Source organism: Salinispora tropica CNB-440, assembly GCF_000016425.1.
Classification (GTDB): Bacteria; Actinomycetota; Actinomycetes; order Mycobacteriales; family Micromonosporaceae; genus Micromonospora; species Micromonospora tropica.
In genome coordinates this window covers 128695-140772 of the sequence record NC_009380.1, presented here as the reverse complement: position 1 = coordinate 140772, position 12078 = coordinate 128695, and the positions used below count along the sequence as shown (strand labels likewise).

General features: G+C 68.7%; 12 protein-coding genes. 4 read left to right on the top strand and 8 right to left on the bottom strand.

What is annotated here, in order from left to right:
* Positions 1–31 precede the first annotated feature (31 nt).
* Complete coding sequence (locus tag STROP_RS00650) at positions 32–460, bottom strand: DUF3151 domain-containing protein (RefSeq protein ID WP_026274689.1); 429 nt, start codon at positions 458–460, stop codon at positions 32–34.
* Between the two features lie 177 nt (positions 461–637).
* A complete protein-coding gene (gene fbaA / locus STROP_RS00645; RefSeq protein ID WP_011904052.1) occupies positions 638–1660 on the bottom strand; it encodes a class II fructose-bisphosphate aldolase in 1023 nt (340 codons plus the stop codon).
* A 363-nt stretch (positions 1661–2023) separates the two neighbouring features.
* Between fbaA and STROP_RS00640 the strand changes: the two genes are divergently transcribed.
* The 3 genes from STROP_RS00640 to STROP_RS00630 all read left to right on the top strand — a co-directional run bounded on the left by STROP_RS00640 (position 2024) and on the right by STROP_RS00630 (position 4942).
* Positions 2024–2236 (top strand): hypothetical protein, encoded by a 213-nt coding sequence (locus tag STROP_RS00640; RefSeq protein WP_011904051.1) that lies wholly within the window; start codon positions 2024–2026, stop codon positions 2234–2236.
* 184 nt (positions 2237–2420) lie between these two features.
* The gene (locus STROP_RS00635; protein WP_011904050.1) at positions 2421–3977 is read left to right on the top strand and encodes an LPXTG cell wall anchor domain-containing protein; all 1557 of its coding nucleotides are present in this window, start codon (positions 2421–2423) and stop codon (positions 3975–3977) included.
* Between the two features lie 251 nt (positions 3978–4228).
* Positions 4229–4942, top strand: coding sequence for a DedA family protein (locus STROP_RS00630; RefSeq protein ID WP_011904049.1), 714 nt, complete (start codon positions 4229–4231; stop codon positions 4940–4942).
* A gap of 165 nt (positions 4943–5107) precedes the next feature.
* Here the strand turns inward: STROP_RS00630 and STROP_RS00625 are convergent, their stop codons facing one another.
* From STROP_RS00625 to clpB, 6 genes are all read right to left on the bottom strand, one after another.
* Positions 5108–5485 (bottom strand): ArsR/SmtB family transcription factor, encoded by a 378-nt coding sequence (locus STROP_RS00625; RefSeq protein ID WP_011904048.1) that lies wholly within the window; start codon positions 5483–5485, stop codon positions 5108–5110.
* A gap of 57 nt (positions 5486–5542) precedes the next feature.
* Positions 5543–6082: an orotate phosphoribosyltransferase gene (locus STROP_RS00620; protein WP_011904047.1), complete on the bottom strand. Its 540-nt coding sequence runs from the start codon at positions 6080–6082 to the stop codon at positions 5543–5545.
* 144 nt (positions 6083–6226) lie between these two features.
* On the bottom strand, positions 6227–7036 hold the full coding sequence (locus tag STROP_RS00615; protein WP_011904046.1) for an SDR family NAD(P)-dependent oxidoreductase: 810 nt from the start codon (positions 7034–7036) through the stop codon (positions 6227–6229).
* 7 nt (positions 7037–7043) lie between these two features.
* Entirely contained in the window at positions 7044–7649 is a 606-nt protein-coding gene (locus STROP_RS00610; protein ID WP_011904045.1) for a hypothetical protein, read from the bottom strand.
* A gap of 109 nt (positions 7650–7758) precedes the next feature.
* Positions 7759–8505: a hypothetical protein gene (locus tag STROP_RS00605; protein WP_187151565.1), complete on the bottom strand. Its 747-nt coding sequence runs from the start codon at positions 8503–8505 to the stop codon at positions 7759–7761.
* A gap of 304 nt (positions 8506–8809) precedes the next feature.
* Positions 8810–11401 (bottom strand): ATP-dependent chaperone ClpB, encoded by a 2592-nt coding sequence (gene clpB / locus STROP_RS00600; protein ID WP_011904043.1) that lies wholly within the window; start codon positions 11399–11401, stop codon positions 8810–8812.
* A gap of 173 nt (positions 11402–11574) precedes the next feature.
* Between clpB and STROP_RS00595 the strand changes: the two genes are divergently transcribed.
* Positions 11575–12075 carry a cation:proton antiporter regulatory subunit gene (locus tag STROP_RS00595; protein ID WP_027652082.1) on the top strand — a complete coding sequence of 167 codons (501 nt, stop codon included), beginning with the start codon at positions 11575–11577 and terminating at the stop codon, positions 12073–12075.
* Positions 12076–12078: the final 3 nt, after the last annotated feature.

The window sequence follows — 12078 nt, the reverse complement described above, 5'->3', positions numbered from 1 at the left end:
CCCAGTCCGGCGTCGGTCGTCCGAGGACAGGTCAGTCGCTCGCCAGCGCGTCCGCCGCGGCCGGGTCGCAGTCGCGGAGGAACTGCGCACAACGGGCCGCCTCATCGGCCTCGCCGATGGCGTCAGCCGCCCGGGACAGCACCCAGAGGCACCGCAGGAAGCCCTGGTTCGGTTCATGCGACCACGGCACCGGGCCGTGACCCTTCCAACCGCTTCGGCGTAGCTGATCCAGGCCCCGGTGGTAACCGGTGCGGGCGTACGCGTACGCCTGGACCACCTGGTCCGCTGCGAACGCGCGGACTGCGAGCGCGGCCCAGGCCGCGCTGAACGTGGGGAAACGTGCGGCCACCGCGGCGAAGTCCTCGTCAGCGCCGCTCTCCTCAGCGGCGGCGATGGCGCTGTCGGCCTCATCGTACGCGGGCAGGAGGGTGGCCGGTGGCTCCGGCAACAGGTTCTGCATCGCCCCATTCAACCCGCTTCCCTCGGCGATCCGCGAGCGGGTCGACCGACCCGGTCGCACCACGCCGCCCGAACAACCCCCGTCGCCGTTCACATGATGCGAGGTTTGCCGTGGGTCCCGCCACGAGCGACGGCCGGCTCCCGGTGCGGGAGCCGGCCGTCGACCACGGCGGTCAGGTCACTTCATCCTGGTGCCGGTGGAACGCAGGTCCTCGCAGGCCTCGACGATGCGGGCGGCCATCCCGGCCTCGGCGGCCTTGCCCCAGACCCGGGGGTCGTACTTCTTCTTGTTGCCGACCTCGCCGTCGACCTTCAGCACCCCGTCGTAGTTGCTGAACATGTGGTCCGCGACGGGACGCGTGAAGCAGTACTGGGTGTCGGTGTCGATGTTCATCTTCACGACCCCGTAGTCCAGTGACTCGCGGATCTCCGACAGCAGCGAACCGGAGCCGCCGTGGAAGACCAGGCTCAGCGGCTTGTCCTTGCCGTACTTGGCCCCGACCGCCGCCTGAATCTGGTTGAGCACCTCGGGACGAAGCTTGACGTTGCCCGGCTTGTAGACGCCGTGCACGTTGCCGAAGGTCAGCGCCGCCATGTAGCGACCCTTCTCCCCCAGACCAAGCGCCTCCACCATGGCCAGGCCGTCGTCAACGGTGGTGTAGAGCTTCTCGTTGATGGCGTTCTCGACGCCGTCCTCCTCACCACCGACCACCCCGACCTCGATCTCGAGGACGATCTTGCCCTTGGCGGCCTGAGCGAGAAGCTCCTCGGCGATCGTGAGGTTCTCCGCTACCGGCACCGCCGAGCCGTCCCACATGTGCGACTGGAAGAGCGGCTCCTGGCCGGCCCGCACCCGCTCCTGCGAGATGGTCATCAACGGCCGGACGAACTTGTCCAGCTTGTCCTTCGGACAGTGGTCGGTGTGTAGCGCGATGTTGACCGGGTACTTCTTGGCGACCTCGTGCGCGTACGCGGCGAAGGCCACCGCCCCGGTGACCATGTCCTTCACGGAGGGGCCGGACAGGTACTCGGCACCACCGGTGGAGACCTGGATGATGCCGTCACTCTCCGCGTCGGCGAAGCCCTTCAACGCAGCGTTGAGGGTCTGTGAAGAGGTCACGTTGATCGCGGGATAGGCGAACCGGCCTTCCTTGGCGCGGTCCAGCATCTCCGCATAGGCCTCGGGGGAAGCGATAGGCATGTCGAACGCTCCTTACTTAACGCTCTCGGCCGTCGCCGGCCGCTGTTGTCCATGGGTGCGCCGGACCGCGCTGTCCACCGCCGGCAGTATCCCGCAGGTGATTACGGTCGGCACCACCGGCCCGGGTACGCCCGGTCCTGCGACCCCTGGTTCGGCCCAGCACAGCGACAGTGATCAGAAAGGTCCGGACAGCCCGGTTCGCACCCGGCGGAGGCCATGCCTCCATCGTGGCACCGGGGTGCCACGCCGGGGAGGCATTCCGGTTTCCGAAGGGATCGGCACGGTCCACGCCGGCCTCCGACGCGGAGCGTGACCAGCCCGTACGGTGTGGGTAGCTGTCGGCACGAGATCCAGGGAGGGACCATGGGCCTACCGGACGAGGACTTCGCCCCGGGCGAGCACCTCATGCCGGACGAGCGGGACCCGGAGGCCGAGCCGGCGGACGCGGTCGAGCAGGCCACGGCGGCGGATCCGGGCGAGGTGGAGGCCGAGCCGCACCGCGGTCTGGAGGTCAACGGCTGGGACGCGGCGGAGCAGGCCCGCGTCGTCGGCAACGACGAGGACGACTACCGCTGAGTGTGCGACCGACGGGGCGATACGCCCAGAATCGCAGCCAGGCACAACTGACTGAAACGGTGAATTTGCCTCAGATCTTCGGGTGGTGTCGGCCAGCAGGATTTGCTCGGGGCAGCCATGCCTCGAGGGGTCAATTATGATCCACAAACCGACTTTGGTGTGAACCCCCAGCCGAAGGAATCTCATGCTCAAACACCCCACCCGGCGCTGGCTCGCCGGGATCGGCCTCGCCGGCGCGCTCGTCGCCACTGCCACTCCCGCCTCGGCGGCCGAGACCGACATAACGCTCGACGTCTACTTCGACAACGTCACCCTCGCCGCCGGCTCCGCCGGCAAGGACAGGGCGTCGATCATCTCCGCCTCGGCGCCGGTCACCCTGCACGACCTGACCGCCCAGTACGACTTCAGCGACCTCGCCGGCAAGGTCGATGTCTCCTCGGAGAGCCTGGGCAACGACTGCACCACCCCGGAACCACATGTGTTGCGCTGCGTCAACCCCTTCCCCGACACCATTGAGGACAGCCGAGGCGCCTACAGGGTGCTTCTCGTGCCCACCGCCGCCGCCGCGAACGGCGATGAGGGGGTGCTGAAGGTCAGCATCAGCGCCCAGGGCTTCTCACCTGTCACCCACGACGCGACGGTACGTATCGGCGCCGGAGTCGATCTCGTCGCCGGAGCAGAGCACGAGTTCTCCGTCGCACCCGGCGAGACGTTCACGGAACCGCTGACGGTCAGCAACGCTGGCGAGGTCACTGCCGACGGGGCGGTCGCGTTCTTTGACCACGACTACGGGATCCGGGCTGACCAGCGCTACAGCAACTGCAACTACGACGGCGACCACCTGGTCTTCTGCCGCTTCGATGAGAAGCTGACGCCGGGGGCCAGCTACAGCGCCCCCCTCACCCACACGCTCGGGTCGGATACCTACGCGCCGAGCTTCGTACACGGCAATGTCTACTGGCAAACGCCGGCCGAGTTCGAGGCCTACGAGGCACGTCTGCACCGCATGGGTATCTCCCTGGGAGAGCCCGGCACCGGTGGGAAGCTCACGCTGACCGAGCAGAACCGCATCCAGTCGGCTCGCGGGGCGCAGGCCGATCCCGACCCGTCGAACAACTGGTCCTACCTGGATATTTCTGCCACCGGTAGCAACGGCACCGACCTGGAGGCGATCGGCACCGAGGTCTCCGGGGAGAAAGCCGCCGAGGTCCAGGCGAGAATCGGCTTCCGCAACAACGGTCCGGCCACCCTTGACTATACTCGGCCCGGCTCGTCCGTGACCTACCTCAACGTCGACGTCCCGGAGGGCACCACGGCGGTCAAGGTGCCCGATCTCTGCTCGCCCTTGCTCGGTGACGAGTTTGGTGACCGGGGTGAAGCGGGGGCAGCGAATTACCGCTGCTACGTCTCCTCCTTCAGCAAGGTCGGCGAGCAGCAGACGTTCGACTTCACCCTCCGGATCGACGAGGTCATCGCGGACGCTGCCGGCGCGGTGAAGGTCAACGTGCCCTGCCGCTGCGAGGGCGGCTTCTACGATGATATCGAGCCGGCCAACGACGAAGCCGCGATCCTGGTCAACGCGACCGGTGGCGGCGGTGGCGGCGGCAACGGCGAAGACCCGAGCCTGCCGATCACCGGTAGCTCGACAACGTTGGTAGCTGGCCTCGGCGGCCTGCTGCTCGCCACTGGTGCGGCCGGCTTCCTGGTGACCCGCCGCCGACGGAACAATTTCGTCGCCTGATCAGCCAGCGGCACCGCGCTGCCCCGTCAACCCTGCCCGGTTGACGGGGCAGCGTGCCTAAGAGCGAGATTCCGGTCGGCGAGTCCGCGCTGGTCAGGCCACGGCTGCTGGCTCTCCGGCAGGTTAAGCCGCCGACGGCGGGGTGCAGCTGTGACGTCACGCACCGGGCGGACCGGGCTGCCACCTAGACTACGGACATTCCCGTCGCCGCTGGCGACGTCCACCGCCCGGCAGCCCACGGAGGTCACCGCGTGTCGACGCCCACCACTACCCTGGCTCTCGGGCCGGACTGGCTCGATCCCGAGGTGCTGATCTCGACCTTCGGCCTGCTCGGCATCCTGGTGATCGTCTTTGCCGAGTCTGGGCTACTGATCGGCTTCTTCCTGCCCGGTGACTCGCTGCTGTTCACCGCCGGCCTGCTCACCGCCGACGGGAAGTACATCACCTGGCCGCTCTGGCTGGTCTGTCTGCTCATCACGCTGTCGGCCATCGCCGGTGACCAGGTCGGGTACGCCTTCGGGCGCAAGGTCGGGCCGGCGCTGTTCCGGCGACCCAACTCGAAGCTGTTCAAGCAGGAGAATCTGCTGAAGTCACACGACTTCTTCGAGAAGTACGGAGCCCGCTCGGTCGTGCTGGCCCGCTTCGTACCGATCGTCCGGACGTTCACCCCGATCGTGGCCGGGGTCAGCCGGATGAACTACCGCACGTTCGTCATCTACAACGTGATCGGCGCGATCCTCTGGGGCACCGGCGTGACGGTGCTCGGCTACTTCCTCGGCCAGATCCCGTTCGTGAAGGCGAACATCGAGCTGATCCTGATCGCGATCGTGGGGCTCTCGGTGGTCCCGATCGTGGTCGAGTTGCTGCGAGCCCGTCTGGCGGCGAGGCGCGGCACCACCGCGGCGGAGCGGGCCGCCGCCGAGGAGGCGATCCGGGAAACCCGGGAGCACTACGGCAAGTACTGACCCGGCTGGGGCGCGGCACCGAGTGGCCGCGCCCCAGAGCACCGAGGTCTCCACGCCCAAAGTCGAGCCGCCCTCCGACGACGAGGCATCGGAGGGACGGCCGCAACCCGCGAAACCGGCCGTCCGACGCCTCCCCGGTTGGAGGGCATCGGACGAACGGTACGGTCAGCGCGCCTTCTTGCTGGCGCGCTTACGCGGCGGCGTCAGAAGGTCGGCGATGGTCGCGATCGCGGTCGGCACCAGCCGGTAGTACGCCCAGACCCCACGCTTCTCCCGCTCCAGCAGGCCAGCCTCGGTGAGGATGCGCAGATGATGGCTGACCGTCGGCTGGGAGAGGCCAAGGGGCGCGGTGAGATCACACACGCACGCTTCGCCCTCCGGAGCCGACTGGATCAGGCTCAGCAACCGCAGTCGGGCAGGGTCGGCAAGGGCCTTGAGGACCCCGGCCAGCCGCTCCGCGTCTGCTCGTTCGATCGGCTCGCCAGCAAGCGGCGAGATCTGAGGCATTGTCATTTCCGCCAACGCAGTTCCCACGTATTCCATCCTTCCACCAGCAGCATTGACTCGCCTGCATATCGGCGAGTCCAAATCGGCAGACTTTTACGCCACAAGGCCGAGGTCAGCCAACGTATAGGCAGCCCGGTACGGCAGTCCGGCGGCTCGGACCGCGGCGCCGGCACCTCGATCAACAATAACCGCTACCCCCATCACCTCGGCCCCGGCCTCACGTAGGGCCTCGACAGCAGTCAACACGCTCTGGCCCGTGGTGGAGGTGTCTTCCACTGCGAGCACCCGACGCCCGGCCACGTCGGGCCCCTCGATCCGGCGTTGTAGCCCGTGCGCCTTACCCGCCTTACGAACCACGAAGGCGTCCAACGGACGGTCGGCACCAGTGGTGGCGTGCAACATCGACAGCGCGATCGGGTCGGCGCCGAGGGTGAGCCCACCCACCGCGTCGTACGCCCAGTCGGCAGTCAGCTCCCGCAGCACCCGGCCCACCAACGGGGCGGCCTCGTGATGCAGCGTTACGCGCCGCAGGTCCACATACCAGTCCGCCGCGCGCCCCGAGGACAGCACCACCCGACCATGGACCACTGCCAGGTCGGTGATGAATTTACGCAGGTCGTCGTGGTCCCCCATGGCGAAGAGGGTACTGCTCGATGCTGGGAGCTGTGTGTCGGGGCGGCCTACGTCAACCCTGCGGGCGATCGAACAGCGGGCGATGTATCGCCACGCTCCGAAACGGGAACGGTCGTCAGCGCCGCCGACCGCGACTCCGCCCGATCAGCGTTCCGCGCGGCTAACCTGCCCACGGGTGTCCTGGGAGAAGGCCTCCACCAGCCGCCGGGGCGCGTGCCGCATCGCCGCCACGAGAAGCTTGTATTTCCACACCGGAACGCTGACCAACTTACCTTTTCGCAGGTCACGCAAGGCTTCAGCGACGACATCCTCAGCCCGCAGCCACATCCACGCCGGCGTCTTCGACCGGTCGATGCCGGCCCGGTCGTGGAACTCGGTACGGGTGTAGCCCGGGCAGAGTGCCATCACCTGGACACCGAACTCCCGCACCGAGAGGCCGACCGACTCGCTGAAGCTGGTCACCCACGCCTTGCTCGGCGGATACGTCGAACCGGGCATGACCGGCCCAAACCCCGAGACCGAAGAGACATTTATCACTGCCCCGCTGCGTCGCTCGGTCATCGACTGGACGGCGGCGAGGGTCAGCCGCATCACCGCGTGCACGTTGAGCCGGAGCAGACGGGCCTCATCATCCGGCGACGACCGCAGGAACGGCGTGTTGAGGCTGATCCCAGCATTGTTCACCAGCAACGAAACCGGAGAGCCCGTGGTGAGCCGGCGCTCCACCTCCGCGCATCCATCGTCGGTGGACAGATCGGCGGAGATCGTCTCCACCTCCCGGCTGTGCTGGGAGGTGAGCTCAGCGGCGGTCTCCGCCAGCCGGGCGGCGTCCCGGGCGACCAACACCAGGTGCCAGCCCTCCGCGGCGAGCTGGCGCGCGAACTCCGCACCGATGCCGGCCGTAGCGCCGGTGATCAAGGCACGCCGCCCGGTGGTCGGCTGGTCATTCGGCACGAACGTCTCACCTCGGGGGATGCGGGGGCGGATACGGCACGTGCAGGGAGGGCCGAGGCTGGCGGAACCAGGTGGCTGCTGTCGGCAAGGCCAGCAACAGCGCTACCACAAAGTAACCGAGCACCTGCCCGACCGAAAGACCTGCGCCGAGCGGAATCCACCAGTCCGGGTAGGCCTCGGACAGTTGGGCGAGGAGCTCGACCGTGGAGCGATCCTCGTCGCCCAGTCGCATGGGGAAGACCCGCATCCCGCTCAGGACGGTGAGCCCACAGCAGCCGGCGAGCACCCCCAGCCCGGCGACCACCCAGGTCGCTACCCGCGCACCGGAACGGCCAGTGCGTACGACCCCGGCAAGCGCGGCCAACAGCACCCCGGCGAGCAGGCTGGCCACCACGCCGGCCACTGTCCAGACGCTGACCAACAGGACCATCGCATCGACCTCGTCCGACGAGGCCGCGCTTCCCGCCGCCGCCAACCGGAAGGCATCGACCGTGCCGAACAGAACGAACAGGCCGGCAACGGCGTACGCGACGGCGACCACCGCCATCAGCGCCAGCAGCACGACAGCCGCGGTCACCGCAGCGGGGCGGCGGGCCGGTTCGGGGTACGACACGACTGATCCCTCCGGTAGACGTCGGGTTGCACGCTATCCGGAGGGATCAGTCGATGGTGCGTTCTCCGGCGCGGAGCGCCGGCGGCTGGCCGAGCCGGCCGAAGCCGGACTACCTCTCTCCACCCGGGTCTGACGAACCCGAGTGCCCCGAGGAGCCAGACTGCCCCGGGGAGCCAGACTGCCCCGAGGAACCCGAACTCGGATCGGCCTGCGGATAGCCCGGCTGCCCCGGGGTCATGGGGTACGCCGGCCCGCCCGGGGTCCCGGGGTAGACAGCGCCCGGGACCGGGGGCTCCCACTGCTGCTGCGGCTTGCGGAAGAACTCGTTCGACTTCGGCAGCGCGAGCAGGATCAGAGCCACCAACAGGGCGATGGCGCCGAGCACCGTGATCAGGTTCGTTACCGGTTCGTACCAGGACGGCAGGGCTTCTTCCAGCCGACGGTTGATCTCCTCCTGACTGACCACGTCTCCGGAGCCCTCGCCATCTACGGCGCTACCCGCCGCGGAGAAGGCCAGGCCGACCCCGGCGCAGCAGAGCGCGATGCCGCCGACAACCCAGGTGATGATCCGGGGCGTGTTCTTTCCCCGGTTGTTGAGCAGGGCGAGAACGACCAGCCCCACCGCGAAGAGCAGGCTGACCAGGCTCGTCGCGACGGCCACGAGCACCACGAAGCCTTCGGCGCCCTCGGCATCGGTCCCAGCAAAGGACTCCTGGTAGACGTCCTGCAGCGTACCCAGGGTGGCGAGCCCAACGACCACGGCGATCGCGGTCAGGACGGCATAGAAAATAAGTAGATAACTGGAAATGGTTACGACGCCCGGACGTACCCGTACGGGCTGTTGCGGATTTGCCACGAGTCTCCTTCCCTCATTCGCGCCCACACCGTACGACCTCGGGCAACAAGCTCGACGATACGAGGCTCCCACGGTGATCCGACGTACATCCGGGTAGCGCAGCAGTTCCCGAACCGCGAGCCCGTCCCCGGCACCCCGCACGAGCACCTCACACCGCGCGAACCAGCGCGCGACCGCACTGCCGACTGCCTGCTGGCGGATCCGTTGCAGCAGCACCATCAGCAGCGGGGTCTCCGCGCCGATCGACAGTCCGAGTGCCTCGACAGAGCTGGCCAGGACACGTCTCCGCGCGATCGCCGGTGGTCTACGTGGCGGTCACGGTGAGGGCGTCCTCGCTGTCCGCCAGGCCCACCCGGACGGTGTCACCGTCGCGGATTCGGCCGGCCAGCAAGGCCTTGGCCAGCTGGTCGCCGATGGCGGTCTGCACCAGGCGACGCAGTGGGCGGGCGCCGTAGACCGGGTCGTAGCCGTGCTCGGCGAGCCACTGCCGAGCCGGTTCGGTGATCTCCAGGCCCAACCGACGGTCGGCGAGCCGGCGGCGCATCCGGTCCAGCTGAATATCGACAATGGCCCGCAAGTCCTCGCCCCGCAGGGCGGCGAAGACCACGGTGTCGTCGAGGCGGTTGAGGAACTCCGGCTTGAAGTGCGACCGGACCACCGCCAGGACGCCCTCGCGGCGCTGTTCCTCCGGCACGGTGAGGTCACCCACCATCGACGAGCCGAGGTTGGAGGTGAGGATCAGGATGGCGTTTCGAAAGTCCACCGTCCGGCCCTGACCGTCGGTGAGCCGGCCGTCGTCGAGCACCTGGAGGAGAAGATCGAAAACGTCCGGGTGGGCCTTCTCCACCTCGTCGAGCAGGATCACCGAGTACGGCCGACGGCGTACCGCCTCGGTGAGCTGGCCGCCCTCCTCGTACCCGACGTAGCCGGGTGGGGCGCCGACGAGGCGGGCGACGGAGTGCTTCTCCCCGTACTCGCTCATGTCGATTCGTACCATCGCCCGCTCGTCGTCGAAGAGGAACCCGGCGAGCGCCTTGGCCAACTCGGTCTTGCCGACACCGGTCGGGCCGAGGAACAGGAAGCTGCCGGTCGGGCGGTCCGGGTCCGCGATGCCGGCGCGGGCCCGGCGGACCGCGTCGGCGACAGCACCCACCGCGCGGGCCTGACCGACCACCTGCTCACCCAGCGACTCCTCCATCCGGAGCAGCTTCGCCGTCTCGCCCTCGAGGAGCCGCCCGGCGGGAATGCCGGTCCAGGAGGCCACCACGGCGGCGATGTCGTCCGCGCCGACCTCCTCCTTGAGCATCGCGCCGTCCGCCTGGAGCCGGGTCAGCTCCTCCGCTGCCTGGGTCAGGTCCGCCTGGAGCGCCGGGATACGCCCGTACCGCAACTCGGCGGCGCGTTCCAGCTCGCCGTCACGCTCCGCCCGCTCGGCCTCCCCGCTGAGACGTTCCAGGTCCTCCTTGGCGGTCGACAGTCGGGTGATGTGCCGCTTCTCCGTCTGCCAGCGCTCGGAGAGGGCGGTGAGCTGCTCACGTTTGTCGGCCAGTTCCTTACACAGCCGCTCCAGCCGCTCGGCGGAGGCGGCGTCCGCCTCCTTCGCCAGCGCCATCTCCTCGATCTCGAGCCGGCGCACCGCCCGCTCGATCTCGTCCACCTCGACCGGCCGGGAGTCAATCTCCATTCGGAGCCGGGACGCGGACTCGTCGACCAGGTCGATGGCCTTGTCCGGCAGGAACCGGTCGGTGATGTATCGGTCGGACAGGGTCGCGGCGGCGACCAGCGCACCGTCGGTGATCCGCACCCCGTGGTGCACCTCGTACCGCTCCTTGAGGCCCCGCAGGATGCCGACGGTGTCCGCGAGGGTCGGCTCACCGACCAGCACCGGCTGGAAGCGGCGTTCCAGGGCCGGGTCGGACTCGATGTGCTCACGGTACTCATCCAGTGTGGTCGCGCCGACCATCCGCAGCTCACCCCGGGCCAGCATGGGCTTGAGCATGTTGCCGGCGTCCATCGAGCCCTCACCCTTGCCGGCACCGACGACGGTGTGCAGTTCGTCCAGGAAGGTGATGACCTGGCCATCCGAATTCTTGATCTCCTCGAGGACGGACTTCAGCCGCTCCTCGAACTGACCCCGGTATGAGGCACCGGCCACCATCGCGCCGAGGTCCAGGGAGACCAGCTTCTTGTCCCGTAGCGACTCGGGGACGTCACCGGCGACGATCCGCTGGGCCAGGCCCTCGACGATCGCGGTCTTGCCGACACCCGGCTCGCCGATCAGGACCGGGTTGTTCTTCGTCCGCCGAGACAGCACCTGAATCACCCGACGGATCTCGGTGTCCCGGCCGATCACCGGGTCGATCCGGCCGTCCCGGGCACTGGCGGTCAGGTCGACGCCGTACTTCGCGAGGGCCTGGTAGGTCTGCTCCGGGTCGGCGCTGGTGACTCGACGGTCTCCACCCCGCACGGTCGGGAACGAGGCCACCAGGGCCTCCTCGGTGACCCCGGCGGTCCGCAGCGCCGCCGACACCGCGCCGCCGACCTGGGCCAGACCGGCGAGCAGATGCTCGGTCGAGGTGTACTCGTCGCCGAGTGGGCGGGCGATCTGCTCGGCGGCGCCGATGGCGTTGACGAACTCCCGGGCCAGGGTCGGCTCGGCGACACTGGATCCGCGCGCGACGGGCAGCGCAGCTACCGCGCGCTCGGCGGCCCGGCGTAGGTCATCAGGGTCGGCGCCGGTAGCGCGCAGCAGGCCGACCGTGGTTGATCCCTCGGTGTCCAACAGGGACAGCAGTAGGTGCCAGGGCTCCACGGTGGCGTGTCCGCGCTGACCAGCGAGGGTGACGGCGCCGGTGATGGCCTCGCGGCTCTTCGTGGTGAGACGTTCGGTGTTCATGGGCTCCCCCGGGGGGTCGGCGTGTCCACTGGTACGGACACTGCCAAAGTTGAGCCTATTCCGCTCAACTTTGGCAGTGTGAAGTGAGTCACCCGTTCGGGGGTATCTCCACCGCGCTGGCTCCGCATCCCACTCGATCATCCCGACCCAGCGCACGCGGTAGCCTTGTCCACGTGCGAGTACGTGTCGAACAGACTGCCCTTCCGGGGATCGGTGTCCGCCACGATCTGATGACGGAGTCCGGGCGGCGACTCGGGGTGGTTTCCCACCGCAACGGCCGACGAGATCTCGTTCTCTACGACCCGGACGATCCCGACGCCTGCCAGGCCGACATCCCGCTGACCGACGACGAGGCCGAGGCGCTCGCCGACATCCTCGGCGCGTCGCTGCTACTCGGTCAGCTCTCAGGGCTGCGGGAGCAGGCCGCCGGTCTGCTGACCGAGCAGGTCGCCATCCCCGCCGCCTCGGCGTACGTGGGCCGCAAACTCGGCGACACGAAGGCGCGTACCCGCACCGGCGCCTCTATCGTGGCGGTCCTCCGCCACGGTGAGGTGATCGTCTCCCCGGAGCCCTCGTTCCGCTTCGCGGCCGGTGACGTCGTCGTCGTGGTGGGGACTCGGCAGGGTCTCGACGGGGTAACCGCCATCCTCGCCGACGGCGATCCGGACGGCTGAGGC